We start from the raw sequence: 24,779 nt of genomic DNA, 5'->3' as shown, positions 1-24,779 counted from the left end.
CCCCAACACCCACCTGGCGGCCACCCGGGGGGGCTCCCGCGGCCCGGGGGGGGGGCCGCCCCCCCCCACCCCCCCCCCCAACACCATCCGCCCCCCCCGCGTGGGCACCCCCCCCCCCGGGGCGGACCTCTGCGCAGGCCGGTTCAGCAGCAGTCGCCGACGACCAGCCCGGCCGGCAGGTGCTCCCCGCCGAACACGCTCACCGTCGCGTGGTCCCCGCCGAGCGCCGCGACGGCCAGCAGCAGCGCCCCCGCGGTCCAGGTGGTGCGTTCCTCCGGCCAGATCGCGTCGTCCTCGAACACGAACCCGGTCCAGTACGACCCGTCCTCGTGCCGCAGGTGCTGGATCCAGCGGAGGATGTCGACGGCCCGGTCGGACTGCCCGGCCGCCCACAGTGCGAGCGCGAGTTCCGCGCTCTCGCCGCCGGTGACCCAGGGCCGGTCGCTGACGCAGCGGACGCCGAGGCCGGGCACCACGAACCGGTCCCAGTCGGCGGCCAGCCGGCGCGTCGCGTCCTCGCCGCGCAGCGCGGTGCCGAGGACGGGGTAGTACCAGTCCATCGAGTAGCGGTCCTTGTCGAGGAACCGCTCGGGGTGGTGCGCGATGGCGTGCCGGAGCCGTCCGGCGGCCAACTCCCAGTCGGGCTGCGGCCGGTCGAGGTGGTCGGCGATGGCGAGTCCGCAGCGCAGGGCGTGCAGGATCGAGCAGGAGCCGGTGAGCAGCGCGTCGGTCGCGGCGGTGCCGTCCTCGTCCTGCCGCCAGGCGATCGCCCCGCCGGGGAGGCTCAGCCGGACGGTGTGGTCGAGGGCGCGGCTGACGGTGGGCCAGATCCGTTCGAGGAAGCGGTCGTCGCCGGTGGACAGGTGGTGGTGCCAGGCGCCGACGGCGAGGTACGCGCAGAAGTTGGTCTCGCGGGCGCGGTCGGTGGCGGTGCCGTCGGCGATGCCGTCCTGGCCGTAGGCGTAGGCGGCGTACCAGGATCCGTCGGGGTTCTGCCGGTCGGCGAGCCACTGGTAGGCGGCTTCGGCGGCGGCGTGTTCGCCGGCGGTGTCGAGGGCCATCGCGGCCTCGGTGTGGTCCCAGGGGTCGAGGTGGCCGCCGTGGAACCAGGGGATCGCGCCGTCGCTGTGCTGGTGGGCGAGGATCGAGCGGACGGTGTCGGCGGCCTGGGCGGCGTCGAGGACGCCGTCCAGCAGCAGGGCCGCGGGGACGGCGGCCGTCACTCGCCGGCCTGCGGCTGCTGCGGCTGCTGCGGCTTGCTGGCGTACACCACGAAGGACTTGCCGATGACCGGGTTGAGGGCCTTCTCGGCGGCCTTGGTGAGGCTGGAGATGACGGGGGTGCCGACGATGTCCCAGACCAGCAGCTGGTGGAAGGCGCGCACCGGCAGGGCCTTGTCGTTGTTGACGCCGACGGCGCACTTGATCCACCAGTACGGGGAGTGCAGGGCGTGCGCGTGGTGGTTGCCGTAGGGCTGGAGGCCGGCCTCGCGGACCTTCTCGATCAGTTCGTCGCCCTTGTAGATCCGGATGTGCCCGCCCTCGACCTCGTGGTACTCGTCGGACAGCGCCCAGCAGATCTTCTCCGGCAGGTAGCGGGGCACGGTGACGGCGAGCAGTCCGCCGGGCTTGAGGACGCGGACCATCTCGGCGAGCACGCCCTTGTCGTCGGGGATGTGCTCCATCACCTCGGAGATGATGATCTTGTCGAAGGTGTCGTCGTCGAACGGCAGGTTCAGCGCGTCGCCCTCCATGGCGGTGGCGCTGGCCCCGGCGGGCGCCTCGCCGGCCTGCTCCATGGCGGCGAACCACTTGCGGACCTCGGCGATCTCCTCGGCGTTCCGGTCGAGGGCGATCACGTTGGCGCCGCGCCGGTAGCACTCGAACGCGTGCCGGCCACCGCCGCAGCCCAGGTCGAGCACCCGGTCGCCTGGGGCGAGCGGGAAGCGGGAGAAGTCGACGGTCAGCACTGCGGGGCTCCCATTCACGAAGGGGTGGTACGGGTGTTGACGGTCAGTCAGCCGACGTAGCGCCAGCCCGGCCCGGAGCGGGCGGCGGCGCCCGTTCCGGTGGCGATGGCGGCCCGGTAACGGTCGGCGGTGAGTTCGGCGGCGCGGGCCCAGGTGAATCGTTCCAGCACGCGGGCCCGTCCGGCCTCGCCGAGCCGGGTGCGCAGCGCGGGGTCGTCGAGCAGTCGGCCGAGTGCGGTGGCGAGCGCGCCGGCGTCGCCGGGCGGGACGGCCAGGCAGGTCCCGCCGTCGGGTCCGGCGACCTCGGGGATGGCGCCGCCGGTGGTGGCGACCAGCGGGGTGGCGGTGGCCATCGCCTCGGCGGCGGGCAGCGAGAAGCCCTCGTAGAGCGACGGGACGCAGGCGGCCTCGGCGGAGCGGTAGAGGTCGACGAGTTCGGCGTCGGTCAGGCCGGTGCGGAACTCGATGTGCTGCTCCAGCCCGAACCGGCGCACCGCGTCGGCGACCGGGCCGTCCCCCTTCTGCGGCTTGCCGACGACGACCAGGTGGGCGTCGCGTTCGGTGCGGACCTTGGCGAGTGCCTCGACGAGGTGCACCAGGCCCTTGAGCGGGACGTCGGCGCTGGAGGTGGCGACGATCCGGCCGGGCACCCGGGCGATCGTGTCGGACGGCGACCACAGGCGGGTGTCCGCGCCGATCGGGACGACCGAGATGGCGTCGGAGGCGGCGCCGAGGTGGTCGGCGATCTCGCTGCGGGAGCTCTCCGAGACGGTGATGACGTGCTCCAGTCGCCGGGCCACCCGCTGCTGCATCCGGGTGAAGGCGTACCAGCGGCGCTTGCCGAGCCGCTCCAGCCGGCCGGCAGCCGCGTCGATCTCCAACTGCCGGTCCACGGTGACCGGGTGGTGCACCGTGGTGACCAGCGGGAAGCCGTGCCGGGCCAGCCCGAGCAGTCCGTAGCCGAGGGTCTGGTTGTCGTGGACGACGTCGTAGCGGCCCTTGTGCCGGGCCAGGTACTGGCGGGCGCGCAGCGAGAAGGTCAGCGGCTCGGGGAAGCCGCCGGTGCGCATCACCGCGAACTCCAGCAGGTCCACCGGGCCGCGGAACTCGGCGGCGGCGGGGGTGCGGAACGGGTCGTCGGCGCGGTACAGGTCGAGGCTGGGCAGTTCCACCAGCCGCACCGAGCCGGGGCCCTCGACCTCGTCGAGCACCGGGTACGGCTGGGCGCCGATCACGTCGACGTGGTGGCCGAGCCGGGCGAGCTCCCGGGACAGGTGGCGCACGTACACGCCCTGGCCGCCGCAGAACGGGTCGCCGCGGTACGACAGCAGGGCGATCCGCAGCGACGGCGGCGGCAACGCGGTCATCCGGGGCCCCTCTTCCCTACTTACCGGGACCGGCGACGGACAGGGCCGCCGACCGGTAAAGTAGATCACGTTTCACAGTGGTGCAGGCTCGCTGTCGGGGAAAGTGAACAACGAGAGACCTCGAAGATTACCGGGCCGTAGCTTGCCGTCAGGAGCCGTGGCAGGTGATTCACGCCACGCTCCGCAGCCGCCTGTTGCGCCCTGTCCCAGCAGCCCTCCCTCCGATCCTCGCCCCGGGAGTGAACGTGACCGCGAACGCCACCGCCGACGGGACGCTGACGCCGCGCCAGGCCGAACGCCGCCGGGGCATCCTGCGGGCGGCGACCGCGCTGGCCGCCCGCGGCGGGCTGGAGGCGGTGCAGATGCGCGAGGTCGCGGAGAGCGCGCAGGTCGCGCTGGGCACCCTGTACCGCTACTTCCCGTCGAAGGTGCACCTGCTGGTGGCGGTGATGCGCGAGCAGCTGGAGCGGCTGCACGAGCAGGTGAGACGGCGTCCGCCGACCGGCGCGGACCCGGCGGCCCGGGTCGCCGAGGCGCTCACCCACGCCTTCCACGCGCTGCAGCGCGAACCGCGGCTGGCGGAGGCGATGGTGCGCGCGCTGTCCTTCGCGGACCGCTCGGTGGGCAGCGAGGTGGACGAGGTCGCTCAGGTCACCTCGGCGATCGTGCTGGAGGCCGCGCGGCTGCCCGACCCGCCGACCGCCGGCCAGCAGGCGGCGCTTCGGGTGGTCGCGCACACCTGGCACGCGACCCTGCTGGCGTGGCTGTCGGGGCGCGCCTCGCTGGCCGAGGTGCGGGCCGACCTGCACACCGCCGCCCGGCTGCTCACGCTCGCGTCGCCCGCCGCGGCCGAGGACGAACTGCAACCCGTTCCACCACCTCCGAGGGGTGCCGCGCCGGTCGGCGGCTAGAGTTCTGGGGGCGCGGGACGGCCCCCACCGGACCGCCGACAACTTCACATCGCCTCCGAGGCCGGGGGAAGCCGGTGCGATTCCGGCACTGACCCGCAACCGTGAGCTGCGCCGTTCCGGCGGCGCGGCGCAGTCGGACTGCCCGGCCGGAGACGAGCGGCCCTCCTCCGTCGTGGGTCTACGGGCGGCCCGTGCGCACGGGTCCGCTGTGCGACCGCTCCCGAAAGGCTTTCACCCCCATGCTGACCGCTGCCCGACTGGGCGCCGCCGCGCTGGCAGGCGCCCTGCTCGCCGGCGTCGCCGCCGTGCCCGCGCTCGCCGACGACCCGGCCTCCCCCTCGCCCGAGGCGTCCGTCTCCGGTTCGCCGTCCGTCTCCGGTTCGCCGTCCGGTGCGGTCTCGGAGTCCCCGTCCGGCTCGACGTCGGGCTCCCCGTCCGGCTCGGCGACCGGTTCCGCGTCAGGTTCGCCGGCCTCGTCCGGGGTGCCCGCCGGGCTGTACGGCAAGGGCGACCCGCAGTACGACGGCGTGTGGCGGCAGTCGCTGGCGCTGATCGCCCTGCGCCAGGAGAACGTCGAACCGGCCGAGGCGGCCGTGAAGTGGCTGCTCGACCAGCAGTGCGCGGACGGCGGCTGGCCGTCCTACCGGGTCGAGGGCGCGGCCTGCGTCCCCGCCACCGAGGACTCCAACGCCACCGCGATGGCCGTCCAGGCGCTGACCGTGCTGGGCGACCACAAGGAGCAGGTCACCCGCGGCACCGACTGGCTGCGCGCCACGCAGACCGTGGACGGCACCTGGGCCTACAACCCGGGCACCCCCGGTGACGCCAACTCCACCGCGATGGCGGTGAACGCACTGCTGGCCGCCGGTCTCGACCCGGCCACGACGGCCGTCCCCGGCGGGCAGTCCGCCTACCGCGGGCTGGCCTCCTTCCAGCTGGGCTGCTGGACCTCCGCCGAGCAGCGCGGCGCGTACGTCTACCAGCCGGTCGCCGGCGCCCCGGCCGCCCCCAACACGCTCGCCTCCGCGCAGGCGCTGCTGGCCGCCGCGGGCGGGCGCCTGCCGGTGACCACCGCCGACCGCAAGGACGCCGCACCGAAGGCCCTGGCCTGCCCGGACAGCCCGGGCGACGGCCCGGTCGCGCACACCGACTCCGCCGAGGCGGACGCCTCCTGGCTGACCGGCCGGCTCGCCGCGAACGGGCAGCGCCTGCTGTTGGACACCCCCGGCGCGGCGGCCACCGCCGACTACAACGCGACCGCCTGGTCGGTGCTCGGCCTGGTCGCCTCCGGCCATGCCGCCGAGGCCACCAGCGCCGCCGACTGGCTGGCCGGCAACGGCTACGCCTGGGCCGCGCAGGGCAGGAGCGGCACCGACCCGGCGGCCGCCGCCACCCTGGTGCTGACCGCCCGCGCCGCCAAGCTCGACCCCTACAACTTCGGCGGCGCCAACATGGTGCAGCTGCTGGTCGACTCCGGCCCGAAGCCGAAGGCCGGCCCCACCGTCGGCGACCCGGAGGCCACCCGCGCGCCCGGCTCGGCGATCACCGAGCCCGACGAGAACAGCGGCTTCTCGGCGGGCTGGCTGATCGGCGTCGGCCTGGCCGTCGGCGTCGTCGCGACCGTCCTGCTCAGCCTCAACCGGCGCCGCCACAACCAGCTGGCCGCCGCCGCGTCCGCCGCGCACCCGCCCACCGGGAACGCGTCGGGCGAGGGCGCCGCGGGCGAGCAGCCGGAGCAGCACCGGTGACCGGCCGGAAGCTCCGAACTCCCGCGCCCGTGGCGGCCGTTGTCGGCCTGCTCGTGGTGCTCGGGGTGCTGGCGGCGGCGCTCGGCCCGGCCGCCGGGTCCGCGTACGCGGCGGACTACCGGTACTGGTCGTTCTGGAAGGGCGGCGCGGACGGCTGGTCGTTCCAGCAGGTCGGGCCGACCGCGAACGTGCCCGCGGACGGCGCGGTGGACGGCTGGCGCTTCGTGCTCAGCCCGGACGGCGGCCAGGACGCGCCGCGGCCGTCGCTGCCCGCCGACTTCGCCGCGACCTGCGCGAACACCGCGCCCAGCGGCGGTCACAAGCGGGTCGCCGTGGTGCTCGATTTCGGCACCGCGAAGGACGCCCCGAACGGTGAACAGCCCGCCGAGGCGAAGTCGCTGTGCGCCTCGGTACCGACCGGCGCGAACTCGGCGGAGGTGCTGGCGGCGGTGGCCCCGCCGCTGCGCTACGACTCCGGCGGGCTGCTGTGCGCGATCGCGGGCTACCCGCGCGCGGGCTGCGGCGAGCAGGTCGCGGCCGGCTCCAACTCCTCGTCGGCGTCCGGCGGTTCGGCCGCGAAGGGCGACGGCGGGCCGGCCGTCGGCGTGTTCGTCGGGGCCGGCGCGGTGGTGCTGCTGGGCGCCGGCGCGGTCTGGCAGGCCCGTCGCCGCCGCACCCGCTGACCATGTCCGTCGACCGACTGCGCCGCGACGCCCCCGGGTCCGTCGGCTCGGGGGCGGTGCACAGCCGTGCCCTGCCCCGGCAGCTGCACCCGGGCGCCTGGTGGCTGTGGTCGCTGGGCCTCGCGGCGGCGGCCAGCCGGACCACCAACCCGGTGCTCCTGCTGCTGATCCTGGCCGTCGCGGGCTTCGTGGTCGCCGCCCGGCGCGGCGACGCGCCGTGGGCCCGCTCGTACGCGGCGTTCCTGCGCCTGGGCCTGTTGGTGCTGGCCGCCCGGGTGGTCTTCGCGATCGTGCTGGGCTCCCCCGTCGGCGGCACCCACGTCCTCTTCACGCTCCCCCAACTCCCGCTCCCCGGCTGGGCGCAGGGCGTCCGGCTGGGCGGTTCGGTGAGCCTGGAGGGCATCCTGTTCGCGCTGTACGAGGGCCTGCGGCTGGCGGTGCTGCTGGCCTGCGTGGGCGCGGCGAACGCACTGGCCTCGCCGTCGCGGCTGCTGCGGTCGCTGCCGGGTGCGCTGTACGAGGTGGGCGTGGCGGCGGTGGTCGCGATGACGTTCGCGCCGAACCTGGTCGGGGACGTCCGGCGGCTGCGCGCGGCGCGCCGGCTGCGCGGCCGCACCGACCGGGGCGTGCGGGCCGTGCTGTCGGTCGGACTGCCGGTGCTGGAAGGCGCGTTGGAGCGTTCGGTGGCACTGGCGGCGGCGATGGACACCCGCGGTTTCGGCCGCACCGCCGACGTCTCCCGCCGACTGGTGCGCACCGCGGGCGCGTTGACACTGGTCGGGCTGCTCGGCGTGTGCAGCGCGACGTACGGGCTGCTCACCGCGGGCAGCCACGCCTGGGCGGTGCCGGTGCTGCTGGCGGGCGTCGCCGCGTCCGGCGCGGGCCTGGCGCTCGGCGGCCGGCGCTCCGTCCGCACCCGGTACCGGCCCGACCCGTGGGCGCTCCCCGAGTGGCTGACGGCCGTCTCGGGCGCGCTGGTCGCGGCCGCCCTGATCTGGTACGCGGGCCACTGGCCGGAGGCCCTGACGCCGTCGGTGGTGCCGCCGACCGCGCCCCGGCTGCCGCTGCTGCCCGCCGCGGCCGTGCTGATCGGCCTGCTGCCCGCCTTCGTCACCCCCGAGCCGCCCCGGAGCACCCGGTGATCACTTTCGAGCAGGTCGGCGTGGAGTACGCCGACGCCGACGGACCCGCCCTGCGCGGCGTCGACCTGACGATTCCGGAGGGCGAGCTCTGCCTGCTGGTCGGCCCGTCCGGCGCCGGCAAGTCCACCCTGCTGGGGACCGTCTCCGGCCTGGTGCCGCACTTCACCGGCGGCGTCCTGACGGGCCGGGTCACCGTCGCGGGCCGCGACACCCGCCACCACCGGCCGCGCGAACTCGCCGACGTGGTCGGCACCGTGGGCCAGGACCCGGCCGGGCATTTCGTCACCGACACGGTCGAGGAGGAACTCGCCTACGGCATGGAGTCGTTGGGCCTGCCGCCCGCCGTGATGCGCCGCCGGGTCGAGGAGACCCTCGACCTGCTCGGCCTCGCCGACCTGCGCGGCCGGGCACTGTCCGCGCTCTCCGGCGGCCAGCGCCAACGGGTCGCGATCGGCTCGGTGCTGACCGTCCACCCCAAGGTGCTGGTGCTGGACGAGCCGACCTCGGCGCTCGACCCGGGCGCCGCCGAGGAGGTGCTGGCCGTCGTGCAGCGGCTGGTGCACGACCTCGGCACCACCGTCCTGCTGTCCGAACACCGGCTGGAGCGGGTCGTCCAGTACGCCGACCAGGTGCTGCTGCTGCCCGGGCCCGGTGAGCCGCCCGTGCTCGGCGACCCGGCCGAGCTGATGGCCCGCTCGCCCGTCCGGCCGCCGGTGGTCGACCTCGGGCGGCTGGCCGGCTGGAGCCCGCTGCCGCTCACCGTCCGCGACGCCCGTCGCCGCGCGGCGACGCTGCGCGAGCGGCTGCCCGCGCCGGTCGCTCCCGCCGCCGGCCCGCCGACCGGGCCCGCGATCGCCGCCGCCTCCCGGCTGGTGGTCTCCCGCGGTCCCGTCCCGGCCCTGCGCGGCGTCGAACTCGCCCTGTTCCCGGGGCAGATCACCGCACTGATGGGACGCAACGGCGCCGGCAAGTCCACCCTGCTGGGCAGCCTGGTCGGCCTGCACGCCCCCGAGTCCGGCACCGTCCGGGTGAACGGCCTCGTCCCGCACAAGTCCCGCCCCAAGGACCTGATCCGCTCCGTCGGACTCGTCCCGCAGGACCCGCGCGACCTGCTGTACGCCGAGACCGTCGCCGACGAGTGCACCGCCGCCGACCGGGACGCCTCCGCCGAACCCGGCACCTGCCGCGCCCTGTTGGCCGCGCTGCTCCCCGGCATCGACGACCGGTGCCACCCCCGCGACCTCTCCGAGGGCCAGCGCCTCACCCTCGCCCTGGCCGTCGTCCTCGCCGCCCGCCCGCCGGTGATCCTCCTCGACGAGCCCACCCGCGGCCTCGACTACGCCGCCAAGGCCCGGCTGGTCGAGATCCTGCGCACCCTCGCCGCCGACGGCCACGCCGTGCTGCTGGCCACCCACGACGTCGAGCTCGCCGCCGAACTCGCCCACCGCACGGCCGTCCTGGCCGAGGGCGAGATCGTCGCCGACGGCCCCACGCCGGAGGTCGTGCTCGCCTCCCCGACCTTCGCCCCGCAGACCGCGAAGATCCTGCCCCCGTACCTCACCGTCCCCGAAGTCGCCGCTGCCCTGCGGGAGTTGTCATGACCCCCCGAGACCTCGCCCGGCCGGTCCCGCTCGGGCGGCGCTCGATCCTGGTGCTCGCCCTGGTCTCCGCGGTCGGCGTCGCCGCGTTCGGCTGGCCGCTGCTCGCCGCCCGCGACTCCGACCTGGTCGGCCACTCCACCGACGCGCCCTGGCTGTTCGCCCTGCTGCTGCCGCTGCTGCTGGCCGTTCTGGTCGCGCAGTTCTCCGAGGGCCGCACCGCCGGCGGCGCGCCCGGTCTGGACGCCAAGGCCGTCGCCATGCTCGGCGTCCTCGCCGCCGCCGGCGCCGCCCTGCGGCCGCTCGGTGCGGGCACCGCCGGGCTGGAGCCGATGTTCTTCCTGATGGTGCTCTCCGGACGCGCCCTCGGCCCCGGCTTCGGCTTCGTCCTGGGTGCGCTCTCCATGTTCGCGTCCGGCCTGCTCACCGGCGGCGTCGGCCCGTGGCTGCCGTTCCAGATGCTCGCCATGGGCTGGGTCTGCCTCGGCGCCGGCCTCCTCCCGGGCGCCGCCCGGCTGCGCGGCCGCCCCGAGCTCCTGCTGCTCGCCGTCTACGGCGTCGTCTCCGCCGTCGGCTACGGCACCGTGATGAACCTCCAGGGCTGGCCGTACATCGGCGGCCTGAGCACCTCGATCTCCTTCGTCCCCGGCGACCCCCTGCCCGCGAACCTCGCCCGCTTCGCCCTCTACTGCCTCACCACCTCCCTCGGCTGGGACCTCCCCCGCGCCGCCCTCACCGCCGTCCTCTGCCTCACCGTCGGCGGGCCCCTGCTGCGCACCCTCCGCCGCGCCACCCGCCGCGCGGCCTTCCGCTAGTTCTTGCAGGTGGCGTCCTTCGCGGGCAGCCGGCCCGTGGTCAGGTAGCGCGTGAAGGCGCCGTCCGCGCAGGACGGGCCGGCCACCAGCACGCCGTGGCCCTCACCACCCGCCACCGTGACCATCCGCGCGCCGTGCAGGGCCCGGCGCATGCCCTGCGCCATGGCGAGCGTCGCCTGCGGGTCCCACTGGTTCTGCACGATCAGCGCGTCGACCTCGTTGTTCACCACCGTCGCCGGCTCGACGGCCGCCGACTTCCAGAACGCGCACGGCTGGACGGTCGCCCCCAGGTCGCCGGCCAGCGGGTACCTGGCCCGGTCGGCGATCGCGTCCCGCCGGTACTGCTCCGGGTCGCGCGGCCAACTGCGGGTGTCGCCGCAGAACACCGCCCAGGTCACGGCCGTCATGTTGTCGTCCGCGGCCATCGGCGGGACACCCGGCACGGCCGGCCCGCCCGCCGCCGCGGCCTTCAGCGCCACGATCCACGGCGTGACGGCCTCCACCTGCACGAACGCGCGGTACCCCGCACGGATGGCGTCCCCGTCCAGCCCCCGCCCGTCCTCGGTCGGGACGGGCGTCCGATCGGCCTGCGCCACCAGGTCCCAGTACGTCTTGCGCACCTCGGCCGCCGTGCCCCCCAGCCCGTACGCGGCGTTGCGCGCGGCGGCCCACTCCGTCCAGCGGGTGAAGGCGAGTTCGGCCGCCGACGACCAGCCCCGGAACGAGTCCCGCCAGGCGAGCTTCGGATCGAGCGCGCTGTCGAGCACGATCCGGTCCGACCGCTGCGGGAACATCTGCGTGTAGACGGCGCCCAGGTACGTCCCGTACGAGTACCCGAAGTAGGAGATCCGCCGCTCGCCCAGCACCGCCCGGACGACGTCCATGTCCCGTGCCGTGTTGCGGGAGGTGATGTACGGCAGCACGTCCCCCGCCTTCTCCCAGCACTTGTCCGCCACCGACCGGGCCCGCTCCACGTCCTTCCCGAACGTGGCCTTCTTGTACGGGTGCTGGATGCTCCGCTGGTCCTCCGTCAACTCGCAGGCGACCGGCGAACTCCGTCCCACCCCGCGCGGGTCGAACCCGATCAGGTCGAACTGCGCCCGCACCTCCGCCGGCAGCATCGGCTCGAACTCCACCGGCATCGTCAGCCCCTGGCTGCCCGGACCCCCGGGGTTCATCAGCAGCACCCCGTGCCGCTGCTTCGCACTCCCCGCCTTCACCCGCGAGATCGCGACCTCGATCGACCGCCCCGTCGGCTTCGCGTAGTCCAGCGGCACCTTCACCTTCGCGCACTCGAACGCCGGCAGCCCGTCCGTCTCGCAGCGCTCCCAGCGGAGTTCCTGCTGCGCGTACCGCTGCAACGGATCCCCCGCCGCGAACGCCGCCCCCGGAGCGAGCCCCGCCACCACGGCCGTCACCGCCCCCACCGTCAGCAGGGAAGCCGTCCGTCCGTCTCGCCGCAGCGCCATGCCAGTCCTCTGTGCCGAACCAGTACCTCGATTGCCTCCAGTCTCCGTTCCACCACCCCCGCCCCACGTACCGCCACAGGACGGCCCGCCCCTCCAACTTCCGGCGTACATCGCCGCCTTGACATCCCGCCGGGATCCCACCTCCACGTCATCCTCCGGGCGAACCCCTCCCGAACAGCACGAGGGCCGCTCCCCGCGCGGGGAGCGGCCCGAAGGGACGGCGGCGCCTACTCGCGACCGGCCCCGGCGGACTGCACCACCTCGAACGACCACAGCTCCGAGCCGGTCGCCGCCGGCTTCGGCCGCTCGCCCCCGCCCTGGTGCGCAGCCTTCATCGGGCCGCCCTCCATCCACGCGAGGTACGACTCCTCGTCGCGCCACCGCGTGTACACCAGGTACTGGTCCGTCCCGTCCACCGGCCGCAGCAACTCGAACCACTCGAACCCGTCCGAGTTCTCCACCGCCCCGGCCCGCGCGGCGAACCGCTGCTCCAACACCTCCCGCTGCTCCGCAGGGACAGTCAGCACATTGATCTTCACGACGCTCATGCCGCCATCCTCCCCCACCTCACACGGCAGCCCCCGGAAGCCTCGACACGAGACCTCCGGGGGCGTGGCGCGCCGGTGGGTCAGGCCTGCTGGGCGGCGGTCTGCTTGATGCCGTCGACGACCGTCCGTGCCGTGACGGCGCTGGTGCTGATGACCGTGCCGGGCTTGATCAGGCCGCCGTCGGCGGGATCGGCCTCGACCTGGACGGCGCGTGCTCCGAGGAGGGCGAAGGACGACTTGTCGAAGATCCACTCGTTGCGGACGCCGGTCTTCGGCTCGAAGCGGGTCACCGCGACCCCGTGGCGGCCGATGGCGTCGACCGCGTCGTCCACCTGGGCAACACCGGGGATCTTGGCGGCGGCCTTGTAGAGCGCGGCCGCGAGCTGGGGAGACGGGTAGCTCTCGACGAGCAGGTCGCCGATGGTGACGAACGCCTCCGCGTCCGGGCCGGGGCCGTGGCCCGCCGTCTCCGCGTAGATCTTCTTCAGCAGGGCGTCGGGGTCGGTGGGGAGGGTGTTCAGGTAGTCGTAGGACGGCGCGTTGAGGTAGGGCGCTTCGTCGGTGTCGAGGGTGATGCCGTCCTTGTGCTGCTTGTCGATCAGCCAACCCCGGTGGCCGTCGGGCGACTTCCAGCTCCGGCGGGTGTTCAGTGCCTGGCTGACCACCGAGCTCTTGCCGCTGTCGACCCGGATGCTGGTGCCGGCGACCTTCGACTCGATGTAGACGAACTGGTTCGCGCCCGGCTTCGGGACGGTGGTCTCCTGCGCGGCCAGCGAGATCCGGTCGAGCAGCTGGACGGCTCCCTTCGGGTCGGCGACGCCGACGGTGGTGGTCAGGACGGGGCCGCCGTCCGAGGCGGCGACCTGGCCCGACTCGCCGCCCGGGCTCAGGGCGGCGACGGCCACGATCGCGCCCGTCAGGGCGAACGCCGCCGCGGGCAGCAGGATCGCCCGGCGCAGGAACGGGTTGCGCCGCGCGGGGCGGGGCGTGGCGCTGTCGAGGTCTTCGTGGATCCGGGCCATCAGTTGCTCCTTGTGGAACTCGTGGCGGCCCGCCGGCAGATCCCGCTCCGCGGTCGGCCGGAGGCCGTCGGTCTCCGGCCGTCCAGCCGGACGCGGCTGGGAGGGGCTGGCGTTCATCGGTTTCCTTCCGGTACGGGCCGGACCGCGGTCACGCGGTCACTCTTTGTCTGTCGAGTCCGGCGGGCGGGTTCCCGACTCTCCGCCACCAGTTCCGCCTGAGCGATCTTGCGCAGCTTGGTCCGGGCGCGGGACAGCCGGGAGCGGACCGTCCCGACCGGAATGCCCAGGGCCTCGGCGGCCTCCGCATACTCCAACCCCTCCCACAGGCACAGGATCAGGACCTCGCGCTCGGGCCGCCGCAACGTCCCGATCGCAGCGATCGTCACGGCGATCCGGCGCCGGTCGTCCACCTGGCCGGCCACCTCGTCGGCGTGGTCGGGCACCTCCACCTCCGCCGGCCCCGCCTGGGCGAGCGCCGCGGCCGCGGCCCGGTAGCGCCGGTTGCTGCGGCAGTGGTTGCGGGCGAGGTTCGTCGCGACGCCCAGCAGCCACGGCCGCAGCGACCCGCCCTCGGCGGTCACCTTGCCGCGCAGCCGCCAGGCCTCCATGAACGTCGCCGACATGACGTCCTCGGCGACCGACCAGTCCGCGGTGAGCCGAAAGGCATGGTTGTAGACACTTCGGGCATAGCGGTCGAAAAGCTCCCCGAAGACATTCGGGTCCCCGGCCCGCACCCGGGTTCGCATATCTGTGATCACTCCTATGAGCTGTCCGGCACCGAAGGCCGAGTTCCCATGACGCACGTCACGCCCGCCCCTCCGGACGAATATTCGCGAATCAGCGCCCTGCCCCGCCGAACACGCGGGCATTCTGGGGCCGACCACCAACAGGAGGGGAACAGGGACATGACTCGTCGACTGCGCTACATCGGAAGCAACTCCGGTAGCGACGGCTGCCCGACGCTGTACGAGGACGAGGAGACCGGGCAGGTGATCGTGCAAGGCGACCTCGTCACCGATCCTGCGGAGGTGGCCCAGTTTCGCAACATCAAGCCCGGCGAGGGATTTGTGACCGTACCCCGCGTCCTGCTCGCGGACTTCGCGCCGCGCACCGCCGAGCGCGAGCCGGTGATGATCAGTTACGACGAGTTCGAGTCGATGTTCCACACCTTCCAGCACACGGCCTTCCGGCTGGAGACCCGCCGCCAGTACCGCTCCGACGAACAGACCGAAACCTACCGCCGGTTCGTGGCCGGCGAGGACCCCGGCTGGGACATGGACGACGACTGGGCCCGCAACCGCCGTGCGCAGTCCGCACAGGGCAAGCGCTTCGAGCGGGTGCGGATCATGGACAATCCGCCGACCCTCGGCCAGCGCTACCTGCTCGACAACGCCGAGCAGATCGGCACCGTGGGCGAGGACGTCCGCTACCTGTGGCGGGAGGACGCCGACCGGCTGGGCCTTCCGCTGGAGGACGCCTGGGTGTTCGACTCCCGGACGATCGCGCTGCTGCACTTCGACGCCGACGACCTGCTGACCGATGTCGAGGTGATCACCGACCCGGTCCGGGTCAACCGTGCCTGCCAGGAGCGGGACGCCGCCTGGCACTTCGCCGTGCCGCACCGCGAGTTCCGGGCTGGGGTACCGTCCAACGAGTGAGCACCGATTTCCAACAGGCGCGTTACGCCCTCGGTCTGCGGCTTCGTGAGCTGCGGGCCGAGGGCGGTCTTACAGGTCGTGAACTGGCCGAGCGGCTCGGGTGGACTCAGTCCAAGGTCAGCAAGTTGGAGACCGGCCGCCAGACCGCCACCCACGAGGACCTACGAGCCTGGGCGGACGGCGTCGGGCAGCCGGAGGCGGCAGCCGAACTGTCGGCCAGGCTTCGCGCTTTCGAGACGCAATCCCGCTCCTGGAGACGGCAGTTGGCGGCCGGACACCGGCCGGTCCAGGACCGGCTGACGGTCGAGTGCGAGTCCTCGTCCGTACTACGGGCGTGGGAGGGCGCGATGATCGTCGGCCTGCTCCAGACCCCCGACTACGCACGGCACATCTTCGAGGCCTACGTCGGTCTCCACCGCTCTCCCCGTGACATCGACGAGGCGGTGCAAGCCCGGGTCCGCCGCCAGGAGTTGCTGTACCGGCGCGGCAAGCGCTTCCACATCGTCATGTGGGAGGCGGCCCTGCGCGCCCGGATCTGCCCGCCGGACGTGATGGCCGCCCAACTCGACCGTCTCAGTGGCGTGATCGGCCTGGACAACGTCACCCTCGGCATCGTCCCGTTCGACGCCCCGGTCGAACTGCCGCCCGCCAACGGCTTCTGAGTCCATGACGAGCGCCTGGTCATCGCCGAGGACTGGCACGCCGAACTCTGGCTGGACGACCCGGACAGCGTGGCGCTCTACCTGCGCGTGTGGGAGTCGCTGAACCGCGCGGCCGTCCACGGCCCGGCCGCCCAGCGGGTGATCGCCCGGTGTCGGCAGGCACTGGACCTGCCCTGAGCGAATCCGCGAATTCCTCACACCACCAGGGGAATTACCGAGAATCAGGCCCCCTCCGCCCCACCTCCGGCTCCTAACGTGAGCAGCGGACGGAACCCCCGTCCGCCCGAGAGGAAGCACAAGGAGGCACCATGCCCGCGTTCGACGGCAAGCACGGCGGCGGTACCGGCGACGGCTCCGGCGGCGGCCAGCAGGACGACAGCAGCAGCGGCAACAAGCACGGCGGCGGCAGCGACGAGGGCGGGAACACCTCGGACGGCCAGGGCCCGGCGACGGGCCACTGAGGTGGTGACGTCACGTCAATTCGCGGAGGCCGGCCGCGACCGGCTGGCCTCCGCGCTCATCGCCAACGGGTCGCTGCAACCGGACTGGTTCGCGGCCTACCACGCCGTTCCCCGGCACCTGTTCGTACCGGACACCGTGTGGCCGGGCATGGCGGACGGCGTGCGGCAGGGCGCGGCGGTGAATCGCCGGGAGGATCCGGCGGGGTGGTGGCGGGCGGTGTACACGGACGTACCGCTGACCACGCAGTGGGACGACGGGGCGCACGTCGGCAACTCCAGAGGCACCATGCCGAGTTCGTCGAGTTCCATGCCCACCATGGTGTTCTCGATGCTCGCGGCGCTGGAGGTCGCGGACGGTCACCGCGTGCTGGAGATCGGCACCGGCACGGGCTGGAACGCCGCGCTGCTCTCGCACCGTCTCGGCTCGGCGAACGTCACCACCGTCGAACTGGACCGCGCCTCGGCGGCCGACGCCCGACGGCGGCTGGGCCGGGCCGGCTACGCCCCCACCGCGGTGGTGCGCGACGGCGCGACCGGGCATCCGCCGACCGCGCCCTTCGACCGCGTGATCGCCACCTGCTCGGTCGGGAGCGTGCCGCCCGCCTGGATCCGGCAGTGCCGCCCGGGCGCAGTGATCGTCGCGCCCTGGGGCCCGGAGTACGGCGGCGAGGCGATCGTGCGGCTGACGGTCCGCCCGGACGGGAGCGCCTGCGGCAGGTTCGTCCACTCCTCCGCCTTCATGCGCCTGCGCGCCCAGCGCAGCACCCGCCCGGCGAGCAGCCTCGCCTACCTGGACGGGCCGTGGCCCGCCGATGGCGTCCGCTCCACCACCGCCCTGTCACCGGACGAACTCGGCGACTGGGCCGCGATGTTCGCGATCGGTGTCCGCGTACCGGCGGTCTTCCCGTTGACGGAGCGCTACCCGGACGGCTCCTACACGCTCTGGCTGCACGACACGGTCGGCACCTCGTGGGCGACGGCCGACCGGGAGCCGGGGCGGGCCGGGTTCGAGGTGGTGCAGTCGGGCCCGCGCCGGCTGTGGGACGAGGTGGAGTCCGCGTGGCGGTGGTGGGACGGCCTGGGCCGGCCGGGGTTCGACCGGTTCGAGCTCACCGTCTCCCCGGGCGGCGAGCACACCGTCCGACTCGCCTGACCCCGGGTCAGGAGTTGCGGCCGGACAGTGCGAGCGCCCAGGTCAGGCAGGCGAAGGCGGCGGTGCTGGTGACGGCGCGGACGACGTTCCAGCGGACCCAGACGTCCTCGAAGGCGGCGCGGACGGCGGCGGGGTCGGTGAGCTTGTCGGGGGCGCCGGCGGCGGCGAGCTTGTCGTTGAGGGGGACGTTGATCGCGCTGGTGATGACCAGCATGGCGAGGTAGAGGACGGCCGCGGCGACGATCCACAGCAGGACGGTGCGGTCGCCGCCGCGCCACTGCAGGAAGCCGGCGGCGACGATGAGGACGAGCGCGCCGAGGAAGCTGAGCATGAACCAGCCGTTCAGGATGGCCACGTTGATGCGCTGCATGGTGTCGACGAAGGCGCGGTCGTCGACCTTGGCGAGGCCCGGCATCACCGAGCAGGCGTAGGAGTAGAACAGGCCCGCGGCGAGCCCGGCGGTGAGGGTCGCGCCGATCAGCGTCACCGTGCGAAGAACTGCCATGCCGTGGGCCCCCGTTCGTGTGGTCATGGGGAAGAGTCAACCGGTGGCGGGGTTCAAGATCCATGGCCCAGAAGCTCGTTGACATGTGTGAGCGTCCACCCGGCGGGGCGCCGGACGTCTACGCTGGCGGCCATGGACGCGCTCGCCGCACTGTTGACCGGTCCCCGGGCCCAAGGGGCGTTCCTGCTGCGGTCGGTGTTCGACCCGCCGTGGGCGATCCGGATCGAGGACCGGGCGCCGCTGACGGTGCTGACCACGGTGCGCGGCGACGGCTGGATCGTCCCGGACGGCGGCCCGCCGGTGCCGCTGCGGGTCGGCGACCTGGCGATCGTCCGCGGCCCGGAGCCGTACACCGTCGCCGACCGGCCGGAGACCGCGCCGCAGGTGGTGATCCACCCGGGGCAGGTGTCGACGACGCCCGCCGGCGAACGGATGTGCGAGGAACTCGACCAGGGCGTCCGGACCTGGGGCACCGCCAGGGACGCGTCGACGGTGCTGCTCAGCGGCACCTACCAGCTGCACGGCGAGGTCAGCGGACGGCTGCTGCGCGCGCTGCCGCCGGTGCTGCGGCTGTCCGCCGAGGAGTGGAGTTCGCCGCTGGTGGGCCTGCTGGAGGCGGAGATCGGACGGGACGAGCCGGGCCAGGAGGCGGTGCTCGACCGGCTGCTCGACCTGCTGCTGATCTCCGCGCTGCGCTGCTGGTTCTCGCGCGACGCCGGCGGCCACGCCCCGGCCTGGTACCGGGCGCACGCGGACGCGGTGGTGGGCCGCGCGCTGGGCCTGCTGCACTCCGACCCGGCGCGCGCCTGGACGGTGCACGAGCTGGCCGCCGAGGCGGGCGTCTCGCGGGCGGCGCTGGCCCGCCGCTTCACCGACCTGGTCGGCGAGCCCCCGATGGCGTACCTCACCCATTGGCGGCTCGCCCAGGCCGCCGACCTGCTGGCCGAACCGGACGCCACCCTCACGGCGGTCGCCCGCCGGGTCGGCTACGGCAGCGGCTTCGCGCTCAGCGCCGCGTTCAAGCGGGTCCGCGGTCTCAGCCCGCAGCAGTTCCGCGAGCAGGCGGGCGCGGCGGCGGGCTGAACGCACCCCGGTCCGGACGTCCCTGTTGCCCCGTGGGATGGTCCTGCATAATCACCCCGTTCGTTTCCGACCCGAGGAGGACCGGCCGATGTCGGCAGACCGCTGTCCCCACTGCGGCACCGCAGGTCCGGCCGGCAGCTGCGCGTGCGCCGCCGTGTCCCCGGTCGAGCAGACCGTGGTTCTCCCGCCGCTGGACAGCCCGCACCTGGTGCGCCCGTACGTCGCCGGCACGCCCGTGGTGGAGTCCGGCGACCCGGCCGGCGACCCGTTCGCCACCCGGATCGGGTCGCCCTCGGTGCAGCCGATCACCCACCAACTGCCCGTTCCCGAGCCGCAGTTCGTGCCCCCGCAGCCCACCGCCCCGTTCGCGCCGCCGTCGGTGCCGGGCCGGCCGGACGCCGCCGCGACGCAGCTGCTGCCGCCCGTCCCGCCGCAGGGCTCCCCCGCGCCCGGACGGTTCGTGCAGACCGACCAGGGCGTCCCGTTCCCGCTCGGCCGAGTGGTCCCGCCGCCGCCCAACCCGATACCGCAGCAGCCGCAGCCCGAGCCCCCGACCGCGCTGATCCCGCCGATACCCGCCGGCCCCGAACCCGCCACCGCACTGCTCCCGCCCGTCCCGGCCGCCCGGCCCCCGGCGACCGACCTGGGCATGTTCGGCTTCCACGACGACGGCGAGCCGGCCCCGCCGGTCAGCCGCACGGAGCGCCGTTCGCAGCGCCGCCGCAGCGCCGACCGCAAGCGGCTGGTGATCGCGGGCGGCGCGGTGGGCGTGACGGCGCTGGCGGCGAGCCTGGCGATGCTGCTGTCCTCCTCGCCGAGCTCCACCGACCACGCGCTGCCCGCCCCGACCGGCCCGGCGGTGGCCTCGACCGCCGAGAGCACCCCGAGCGCCGAGGCCTCCCCGGACGCGTCGGCGAGCTCGACCGCTCCGTCGCCGACCCGCTCCTCCGCCCGGCCGTCCCAGCCCGCCACCACCCAGCCGGCGGCCGCACCCGTCGCCAGCACCCCGGCCACGGACAGCCCGTCCGCACCGCCGACCACCCAACCGCCCTCGTCCACCCCGAGCCGGACGCTGCAGCGGGACGACACCGGGCCGGACGTGGTGCAGCTGCAGCGGCTGCTGATGACGGTCGGCTGCAACCGGATCGGCGATCTCACCCTGGACAGAGCCAAGAACAACCAGCCCGGCTTCGGCTACTGGACGGAGAACACGCTGGCCGCCTTCCAGCAGCAGAACCGCAACAAGCTGAAGGGAATCACCAGGGGCGTCTACGACCCGCAGACCCGAGCCCTGTTGGAATCGATGGCACAGAACCCGGACTGCTAGCCGCCCATGTGACGGTGCATCAGCCGGTGATCGCCTTGAACAGGCTGAACCCGGCCAGCGCGATCATCGCCAGCGCGGCGATCCGCACGATGACCTTCATCGGCACGTGCCGCAGCAGCTTCTGCCCGCCGACGATGGCGATGCCGCCGACCGCGCACAGCGCCAGCCAGGAGCCCAGGCCGACGGCCAGCGGATCGGCGTACTTGGCGGCCAGGTTGGCGGTCATGATCTGGGTGAGGTCGCCGAACTCGGCGACCGCGACGATCACGAAGCTGGTGCCGGCGACCTTCCAGAACGAGTTGTTCGCGGGCTGCTTGCCCTCGCCCTCGTCGTCCTCGTCCTCCTTGTGCCACAGCAGCATGCCCGCGCCGACCAGGAACAGGATGCCGGTGACGCCCTCCACCCAGCGGTGCGGCAGCAGCGACAGCAGGCTGCCCGCGACGAGGGCCAGCGCGACCTGCAGGGCGAACGCGGCGGCGATGCCCGCGAACACGTAGCTCGCCCGGTACTTGGTGCCGAGGACCAGGCTGGCCAGGGCGGTCTTGTCCGGCAGTTCGGAGAGGAAGATGATGCCGAACGTCAGCGCGGCGATGGTCAGGCTGTTCATCGAATGCGGGTGTCTCTCGTTCTCGGGCCGCCGCGCCCCGGGTACCCGTGGAAGGGGACGCCTCGGCCCGGCAGCACTGGTTCATGGTCACAGCACTGCGGCCGAAGGTCTCGCCGACACCCCGCAGGGTGCCCCGGGCGCCGGGCACGTCCGCGAGGCACGGGCCAGTATGTCGACGGTCCGGTGGAGGGCTACTCCCCTTCAACAACGCGCCGAGCTTACCGGACGCCGCCCCGACCCCCGCCCCGCCCGCCGCCCCGACCCCCGCCCCGCCCGCCGCCCGGCCCGTGATCGTCGCGCTGCCCGCCGACCAGCCCGCGGCCGACCAGCTCCAGCACGGCGGCGACCGCCACCGCCTCCACCGCCAGCAGCGCGACCAGCACGAACAGCTGCACCGCGCCCGCCTGCACGGGCGTCGCACCGCCCAGCAGCATGCCGACGAACGCGCCGGGCAAGGTGACCAGCCCGACCGTACGGGTCTGGTCGAGCGCGGGCACCAGCGAGGTCGCGGCGGCCGTGCGGCAGATCTCCAGCCGGGCCTCGCGCTCCTCGAAGCCCAGCGCGAGCGCGGCCTCCACCTCGCCGTGCCGCAGCCGCAGCTCGTCCAGCGCCCGCCGCCCGGCCAACGAGGTCGCGGTGAGCGCCCCGCCGATCAGGATGCCCGCGACCGGGATCACGCTCAGGCCCTTCGGCGGCAGCAGCCCGGTGACGGCCAGCAGGAGCAGCACCGGCAGCACCCCGGCGGCGATCGGCGCCGCCGCCCACGCCCACTCCCACCGTCCGCCGCGCCCGGCCCGGCCCTCGCCCATCCGCCGGCCCGCGGTGCGCACCGCGACGGCGAACATCAGCACCACGAACAGCGCGGACGCCCACAGCGACCGCACCACCCAGGCGATCACCAGTGCGACGGCCGCCAGCTGCACGGCCGCCCGCACCCCGGCGCGCAGCACCGCCCGCCCGTGCCCCAGTCCGGCCCGTCCGGCGACCAGCGCGGCCACCGCGAGCAGCACCACGCACGCCGCGGCGAGCGGCCAGGTCACCGGGAGCAGCTGCGAACCCCCGCCTGCGGAAAGCGTCTTCACGTCCTGTCGGTTCCGTCAGATCCAGCTGGTGAACCACATCCGGTCGCGCCATTCGGACATCGGGATCACCTCCGCCGTGTACAGCGGGTAGAAGTACGCGAAGCAGCCCACGATCGCCAGCACGATCAGCCCGGCCCCGGCCGCGCCCCACCGGCGCCGGCGCGGCGGGCAGCCCTCCGGCCCGAGCATCGCGCCCAGCATCTGCGCCACCGCCAGACACAGGAACGGCACCAGCAGCACCATGTAGAAGGAGAAGGTCGTCCGCTGCTGGTACTGGAACCACGGCAGGTAGACGGCCGCGACGCCGGCCAGGATCGCGCCGGAACGCCAGTCCCGCCGGAAGAACCACCGGTACAGCGCGTACGCCAGCGCGAAGCACGCCGTCCACCACAGGAACGGCGTGCCCAGCGCCAGGATCTGACTCGCGCACCCCTCGCCGGACGTACAGCCGCGCTGCCCGTCCGGCACCTGCTCCCAGTACATGGACACCGGTCGGCCCTGCACCAGCCAGCTCCACGCGTTCGACTGGTACGTGTGCGGGGACGACAGGCCGGTATTGAAGTCGTACATCTGCGCGTGGTAGTGCCAGAGGCTGCGCAGCGGCGCCGGCACCCAGCTCATCGGCACCTGCGGCAACGGGATGTCCACCAGCGGCGTCCGAGCAGGGGACAGCCCGGCCCGGCCGTCCGCCCACTGCCGGCCGTAGCCGCCACTGCTCGCGAGCCAGCCGCTCCACGACGCGACGTACACCACCAGCGCACTGCCCACCATGGACAGCGCGCTCGGCCACAGATCCCGCCGCAGCATCGACCGCCACGGCCGCCACGCCCCGGCCGCCCGCCGCCCGGCCTGGTCCCACAGCAGGGTGAGCACGGTGAACACCGCCAGGATCTGCAGGCCGTTCCACTTCACCGCGCACGCCGCCCCCAGCAGCACGCCGGCGGCCAGCCGCCACGGCCGCACCCCGAGCCGGACCTCGTCCCCCGCCCGTCCGCCCTCCGCCCGGGCCGCCCGCAGCAGGTCCCGGGTGCGGTCACGGTCGATCAGCAGGCAGCCGAACGCGGCCAGCACGAAGAACCCGGAGATCCCGTCCAGCAGACCGACCCGGCTCATCACGAACTGCAGGCCGTCCACACTCATCAGCAGCGCCGCGACGCACCCGAGCAGCGTCGACCGGAACAGCCGCCGGCCGATCCGCGCCAGCATCAGCACGCTCAGCGAGCCCAGTACCGCCACCACGATCCGCCAGCCGAACGGATGCAGCCCCCAGAAGTGCTCCCCCACCGCGATCGCCCACTTGCCCAGCGGCGGATGCGCGACGAACGCGGGCGCCTCACTGAGCGGGATCACCTGCGGCACACCGAGGATCAGCTGATTCGCGTTGTCCGGCCAGACCGCCTCGTAGCCCTGCTGCAGCAGCGACCACGCGTCCTTCGGGTAGTACGTCTCGTCGAACACGAACGCATTCGGGTAGGGCAGGTTCCACAGCCGCAGCACCCCCGCGAACACCGCCACCCCGACGGGCCCCCACCACCCGTACCGGTCCGCCGCCGCCACCGCGCCGCCCACCTGCCGCCGCACCTCGACCGCCAGCGCCATATCCTCCCCGTCCGCCCGCAAGTTGACGACTTGTCCGCAATGTCGCAAATCCTAGCCGCAACGAGCACGCCGACAGCGGTGGGGGGACTCGTGCGAGAGCGGGTGAGCGCGAAGACAGGGGCGCTGGGGGTACCCCCAGGCGAAGCCGAGGGGGCGGAACTGCGCGAAGCGGAAGGCGCCACACCGCAAGATCGCGACGCAGGACAATGACCTGCACGTGATCGCGACCTTCCGGACCGGTCGGCGCTTGTCGCGCAGTTGACCCTCGACCAGGTCGAGCCCCCAGGATCCACCCCGTGGAGAACAGCATGCTCAGCATCGGCGAGACGGCCCGCGCCAGCGGCCTGAGCGTCAGCGCCCTGCGCTTCTACGACGGCGCCGGCGTCTTCGCCCCCGCCGCCGTGGACCCGCACACGGGCTACCGCTGGTACGCGAACGAGCAACTGCCGGACGCCCGCCTGCTGGCCCGCCTGCGCCGTGTCGGCATGCCGCTCGCCGGCATCACCAGGATCCTGACCGGCACCCCGGCCGAGGCCCGCGCCGAGCTGGACGCGCACCTGCGCCGCCTGGAGGACGGCCTCTCCGATGCCCGCCGTGAACTCTCCACCGTCCGCGCCTTGCTCGATTCCAGGGAGTTCCCCGTGCCCCAGACCCGCCTGACCGTCCCCGCCGCCCGGCTCGCCGCGGCCCTGGACGCCGTCCGTTTCGCCGCTCCGTCCGACGCCGCCGTGCCCGCCGTCGCGGGGATCTTCCTGGACGTGGAGGACGGCGTCCTGCACCTGGTCGCCACCGACCGCTACCGTCTGGCGGTCGCCGACTGTCCGGCCGCCCTGGACGGCCCGGCCGCCTCCGCCCTCCTCCCGACCGCCCTCGCCGATGCCGCCCGCGCCCTCCTCACCGGCACCGCCGAGACCGAAGCCGAAGCCGAACTCGTCATCGACGAAGCCCAGTTCACCATCCGCGCGGCCGGCCGCGAGCTCTCCGGCGAGCGCGCCGACCACGACTTCCCGGACTACCGCCGCCTGGTCCGGCTGGAGCCCACCCACCGGCTGACCCTGAGCGCCGACCAGCTGCGCAGCATGCTCGCCGCCACCGGGGAGTCCACCGTGACCCGCTCCCAGGACGGCGTCGACTTCCCCGTCACGGCCGTCACCGCCACCGCCGCCGACGCCCTCCCGGGCAGCACCGCCCCGGCCGAGCTGCTGGTCCACGTCAACCGCGACTTCCTCCTCGAAGCGGTCGGCGGCGCCGACCAGCTGATCCTCGAACTGACCGGCCCCATCGCCCCGTTGGCCATCCGCTTCCCGTCCCGCGAGGACACCTTCTCGCTCCTGATGCCCACCCGCCGCTGACCCCTCCCGGCACACGAA

The 24,779-nt window shown here is 74.1% G+C and carries 23 protein-coding genes, 1 pseudogene and 1 riboswitch; of the genes and pseudogenes, 13 read left to right on the top strand and 11 right to left on the bottom strand.

The window, feature by feature from the left end; all coding sequences use genetic code 11:
- Nucleotides 1-143: 143 nt before the first annotated feature.
- Genes ACFV4P_RS10500 through ACFV4P_RS10490 form a run of 3 tightly spaced genes read right to left on the bottom strand, consistent with a single transcriptional unit; the run spans nucleotide 144 to nucleotide 3,336 of the window.
- Nucleotides 144-1,223 carry a prenyltransferase gene (locus ACFV4P_RS10500; RefSeq protein WP_380469445.1) on the bottom strand — a complete coding sequence of 360 codons (1,080 nt, stop codon included), beginning with the start codon at nucleotides 1,221-1,223 and terminating at the stop codon, nucleotides 144-146.
- Entirely contained in the window at nucleotides 1,220-1,969 is a 750-nt protein-coding gene (locus ACFV4P_RS10495; RefSeq protein ID WP_380469933.1) for a class I SAM-dependent methyltransferase, read from the bottom strand. Before ACFV4P_RS10495 ends, ACFV4P_RS10500 begins: the two co-directional genes overlap by 4 nt.
- A gap of 47 nt (nucleotides 1,970-2,016) precedes the next feature.
- Nucleotides 2,017-3,336 carry a glycosyltransferase family 4 protein gene (locus tag ACFV4P_RS10490; protein ID WP_380469444.1) on the bottom strand — a complete coding sequence of 440 codons (1,320 nt, stop codon included), beginning with the start codon at nucleotides 3,334-3,336 and terminating at the stop codon, nucleotides 2,017-2,019.
- Between the two features lie 245 nt (nucleotides 3,337-3,581).
- On the opposite strand from ACFV4P_RS10490, the gene ACFV4P_RS10485 reads away from it, so the two are divergent.
- The 6 genes from ACFV4P_RS10485 to ACFV4P_RS10460 all read left to right on the top strand — a co-directional run bounded on the left by ACFV4P_RS10485 (nucleotide 3,582) and on the right by ACFV4P_RS10460 (nucleotide 10,233).
- The gene (locus ACFV4P_RS10485; RefSeq protein WP_380469442.1) at nucleotides 3,582-4,247 is read left to right on the top strand and encodes a TetR family transcriptional regulator; all 666 of its coding nucleotides are present in this window, start codon (nucleotides 3,582-3,584) and stop codon (nucleotides 4,245-4,247) included.
- A 66-nt stretch (nucleotides 4,248-4,313) separates the two neighbouring features.
- Nucleotides 4,314-4,401: riboswitch (cobalamin riboswitch) on the top strand.
- A gap of 85 nt (nucleotides 4,402-4,486) precedes the next feature.
- The gene (locus ACFV4P_RS10480; protein ID WP_380469440.1) at nucleotides 4,487-5,995 is read left to right on the top strand and encodes a prenyltransferase/squalene oxidase repeat-containing protein; all 1,509 of its coding nucleotides are present in this window, start codon (nucleotides 4,487-4,489) and stop codon (nucleotides 5,993-5,995) included.
- Nucleotides 5,996-6,024: 29 nt separating this feature from the next.
- Complete coding sequence (locus ACFV4P_RS10475) at nucleotides 6,025-6,678, top strand: SCO2322 family protein (protein ID WP_380469438.1); 654 nt, start codon at nucleotides 6,025-6,027, stop codon at nucleotides 6,676-6,678.
- A gap of 2 nt (nucleotides 6,679-6,680) precedes the next feature.
- Nucleotides 6,681-7,820 carry an energy-coupling factor transporter transmembrane component T gene (locus ACFV4P_RS10470; RefSeq protein WP_380469435.1) on the top strand — a complete coding sequence of 380 codons (1,140 nt, stop codon included), beginning with the start codon at nucleotides 6,681-6,683 and terminating at the stop codon, nucleotides 7,818-7,820.
- Complete coding sequence (locus ACFV4P_RS10465) at nucleotides 7,817-9,421, top strand: ABC transporter ATP-binding protein (protein ID WP_380469433.1); 1,605 nt, start codon at nucleotides 7,817-7,819, stop codon at nucleotides 9,419-9,421. Before ACFV4P_RS10470 ends, ACFV4P_RS10465 begins: the two co-directional genes overlap by 4 nt.
- On the top strand, nucleotides 9,418-10,233 hold the full coding sequence (locus ACFV4P_RS10460) for an ECF transporter S component (RefSeq protein ID WP_380469431.1): 816 nt from the start codon (nucleotides 9,418-9,420) through the stop codon (nucleotides 10,231-10,233). Before ACFV4P_RS10465 ends, ACFV4P_RS10460 begins: the two co-directional genes overlap by 4 nt.
- Here the strand turns inward: ACFV4P_RS10460 and ACFV4P_RS10455 are convergent.
- The 4 genes from ACFV4P_RS10455 to ACFV4P_RS10440 all read right to left on the bottom strand — a co-directional run bounded on the left by ACFV4P_RS10455 (nucleotide 10,230) and on the right by ACFV4P_RS10440 (nucleotide 14,018).
- The gene (locus tag ACFV4P_RS10455) at nucleotides 10,230-11,702 is read right to left on the bottom strand and encodes an alpha/beta hydrolase (protein WP_380469429.1); all 1,473 of its coding nucleotides are present in this window, start codon (nucleotides 11,700-11,702) and stop codon (nucleotides 10,230-10,232) included. The two genes, ACFV4P_RS10460 and ACFV4P_RS10455, sit on opposite strands and share 4 nt — an antisense overlap.
- Before the next feature lie 227 nt (nucleotides 11,703-11,929).
- Nucleotides 11,930-12,250, bottom strand: coding sequence for an antibiotic biosynthesis monooxygenase family protein (locus ACFV4P_RS10450; RefSeq protein WP_380469427.1), 321 nt, complete (start codon nucleotides 12,248-12,250; stop codon nucleotides 11,930-11,932).
- Between the two features lie 80 nt (nucleotides 12,251-12,330).
- On the bottom strand, nucleotides 12,331-13,389 hold the full coding sequence (locus tag ACFV4P_RS10445) for a CU044_5270 family protein (RefSeq protein WP_380469425.1): 1,059 nt from the start codon (nucleotides 13,387-13,389) through the stop codon (nucleotides 12,331-12,333).
- Nucleotides 13,386-14,018, bottom strand: a complete 633-nt coding sequence (locus ACFV4P_RS10440) for an RNA polymerase sigma factor (protein ID WP_380469423.1) — start codon at nucleotides 14,016-14,018, stop codon at nucleotides 13,386-13,388. Before ACFV4P_RS10440 ends, ACFV4P_RS10445 begins: the two co-directional genes overlap by 4 nt.
- Nucleotides 14,019-14,177: 159 nt before the next feature.
- Between ACFV4P_RS10440 and ACFV4P_RS10435 the strand changes: the two genes are divergently transcribed.
- The 4 genes and pseudogenes from ACFV4P_RS10435 to ACFV4P_RS10420 all read left to right on the top strand — a co-directional run bounded on the left by ACFV4P_RS10435 (nucleotide 14,178) and on the right by ACFV4P_RS10420 (nucleotide 17,206).
- Nucleotides 14,178-14,930, top strand: coding sequence for a DUF6879 family protein (locus ACFV4P_RS10435; protein ID WP_380469421.1), 753 nt, complete (start codon nucleotides 14,178-14,180; stop codon nucleotides 14,928-14,930).
- Nucleotides 14,927-15,769 (top strand): annotated as a pseudogene (locus ACFV4P_RS10430) (helix-turn-helix domain-containing protein). Before ACFV4P_RS10435 ends, ACFV4P_RS10430 begins: the two are co-directional and overlap by 4 nt.
- Nucleotides 15,770-15,900: 131 nt before the next feature.
- Entirely contained in the window at nucleotides 15,901-16,053 is a 153-nt protein-coding gene (locus ACFV4P_RS10425; protein ID WP_380469419.1) for a hypothetical protein, read from the top strand.
- 4 nt (nucleotides 16,054-16,057) lie between these two features.
- Entirely contained in the window at nucleotides 16,058-17,206 is a 1,149-nt protein-coding gene (locus ACFV4P_RS10420; RefSeq protein WP_380469417.1) for a methyltransferase domain-containing protein, read from the top strand.
- Between the two features lie 7 nt (nucleotides 17,207-17,213).
- On the opposite strand, the gene ACFV4P_RS10415 is transcribed toward ACFV4P_RS10420, so the two are convergent.
- On the bottom strand, nucleotides 17,214-17,738 hold the full coding sequence (locus ACFV4P_RS10415; RefSeq protein ID WP_380469415.1) for a DUF1772 domain-containing protein: 525 nt from the start codon (nucleotides 17,736-17,738) through the stop codon (nucleotides 17,214-17,216).
- A gap of 105 nt (nucleotides 17,739-17,843) precedes the next feature.
- Here ACFV4P_RS10415 and ACFV4P_RS10410 point away from each other — a divergent pair, with 105 nt between their 5' ends.
- A complete protein-coding gene (locus ACFV4P_RS10410) occupies nucleotides 17,844-18,794 on the top strand; it encodes an AraC family transcriptional regulator (protein WP_380469413.1) in 951 nt (316 codons plus the stop codon).
- 88 nt (nucleotides 18,795-18,882) lie between these two features.
- Nucleotides 18,883-20,121: a hypothetical protein gene (locus ACFV4P_RS10405; protein ID WP_380469411.1), complete on the top strand. Its 1,239-nt coding sequence runs from the start codon at nucleotides 18,883-18,885 to the stop codon at nucleotides 20,119-20,121.
- A gap of 19 nt (nucleotides 20,122-20,140) precedes the next feature.
- Here ACFV4P_RS10405 and ACFV4P_RS10400 read toward each other — a convergent pair whose 3' ends face one another.
- The 3 genes from ACFV4P_RS10400 to ACFV4P_RS10390 form a co-directional block, all read right to left on the bottom strand.
- Nucleotides 20,141-20,728: a TMEM165/GDT1 family protein gene (locus tag ACFV4P_RS10400; RefSeq protein ID WP_073812112.1), complete on the bottom strand. Its 588-nt coding sequence runs from the start codon at nucleotides 20,726-20,728 to the stop codon at nucleotides 20,141-20,143.
- Between the two features lie 218 nt (nucleotides 20,729-20,946).
- Entirely contained in the window at nucleotides 20,947-21,810 is an 864-nt protein-coding gene (locus ACFV4P_RS10395) for an ABC transporter permease (protein WP_380469409.1), read from the bottom strand.
- A 15-nt stretch (nucleotides 21,811-21,825) separates the two neighbouring features.
- The gene (locus ACFV4P_RS10390; protein WP_380469408.1) at nucleotides 21,826-23,409 is read right to left on the bottom strand and encodes a dolichyl-phosphate-mannose--protein mannosyltransferase; all 1,584 of its coding nucleotides are present in this window, start codon (nucleotides 23,407-23,409) and stop codon (nucleotides 21,826-21,828) included.
- Nucleotides 23,410-23,705: 296 nt separating this feature from the next.
- Here ACFV4P_RS10390 and ACFV4P_RS10385 point away from each other — a divergent pair, with 296 nt between their 5' ends.
- Nucleotides 23,706-24,761 (top strand): MerR family transcriptional regulator, encoded by a 1,056-nt coding sequence (locus ACFV4P_RS10385; protein ID WP_380469406.1) that lies wholly within the window; start codon nucleotides 23,706-23,708, stop codon nucleotides 24,759-24,761.
- The last annotated feature ends 18 nt before the right edge of the window (nucleotides 24,762-24,779 follow it).

This window comes from Kitasatospora sp. NPDC059795, from assembly GCF_042732175.1.
Taxonomy (GTDB): Bacteria; Actinomycetota; Actinomycetes; order Streptomycetales; family Streptomycetaceae; genus Kitasatospora.
This window is presented reverse-complemented; position numbering and strand designations above follow the sequence as displayed.

Bases quoted from the DNA above. Each gene is read 5' to 3' on its own strand.
- ACFV4P_RS10400 (WP_073812112.1), bottom strand. From the start codon at position 20,728: ATGAACAGCCTGACCATCGCCGCGCTGACGTTCGGCATCATCTTCCTC.
- ACFV4P_RS10480 (WP_380469440.1), top strand. From the start codon at position 4,487: ATGCTGACCGCTGCCCGACTGGGCGCCGCCGCGCTGGCAGGCGCCCTG.
- ACFV4P_RS10425 (WP_380469419.1), top strand. From the start codon at position 15,901: ATGCCCGCGTTCGACGGCAAGCACGGCGGCGGTACCGGCGACGGCTCC.
- ACFV4P_RS10450 (WP_380469427.1), bottom strand. From the start codon at position 12,250: ATGAGCGTCGTGAAGATCAATGTGCTGACTGTCCCTGCGGAGCAGCGG.
- ACFV4P_RS10490 (WP_380469444.1), bottom strand. From the start codon at position 3,336: ATGACCGCGTTGCCGCCGCCGTCGCTGCGGATCGCCCTGCTGTCGTAC.
- ACFV4P_RS10445 (WP_380469425.1), bottom strand. From the start codon at position 13,389: ATGAACGCCAGCCCCTCCCAGCCGCGTCCGGCTGGACGGCCGGAGACC.
- ACFV4P_RS10470 (WP_380469435.1), top strand. From the start codon at position 6,681: ATGTCCGTCGACCGACTGCGCCGCGACGCCCCCGGGTCCGTCGGCTCG.
- ACFV4P_RS10440 (WP_380469423.1), bottom strand. From the start codon at position 14,018: ATGCGAACCCGGGTGCGGGCCGGGGACCCGAATGTCTTCGGGGAGCTT.
- ACFV4P_RS10435 (WP_380469421.1), top strand. From the start codon at position 14,178: ATGACTCGTCGACTGCGCTACATCGGAAGCAACTCCGGTAGCGACGGC.
- ACFV4P_RS10410 (WP_380469413.1), top strand. From the start codon at position 17,844: ATGGACGCGCTCGCCGCACTGTTGACCGGTCCCCGGGCCCAAGGGGCG.
- ACFV4P_RS10455 (WP_380469429.1), bottom strand. From the start codon at position 11,702: ATGGCGCTGCGGCGAGACGGACGGACGGCTTCCCTGCTGACGGTGGGG.
- ACFV4P_RS10390 (WP_380469408.1), bottom strand. From the start codon at position 23,409: ATGGCGCTGGCGGTCGAGGTGCGGCGGCAGGTGGGCGGCGCGGTGGCG.
- ACFV4P_RS10415 (WP_380469415.1), bottom strand. From the start codon at position 17,738: ATGACCACACGAACGGGGGCCCACGGCATGGCAGTTCTTCGCACGGTG.
- ACFV4P_RS10460 (WP_380469431.1), top strand. From the start codon at position 9,418: ATGACCCCCCGAGACCTCGCCCGGCCGGTCCCGCTCGGGCGGCGCTCG.
- ACFV4P_RS10405 (WP_380469411.1), top strand. From the start codon at position 18,883: ATGTCGGCAGACCGCTGTCCCCACTGCGGCACCGCAGGTCCGGCCGGC.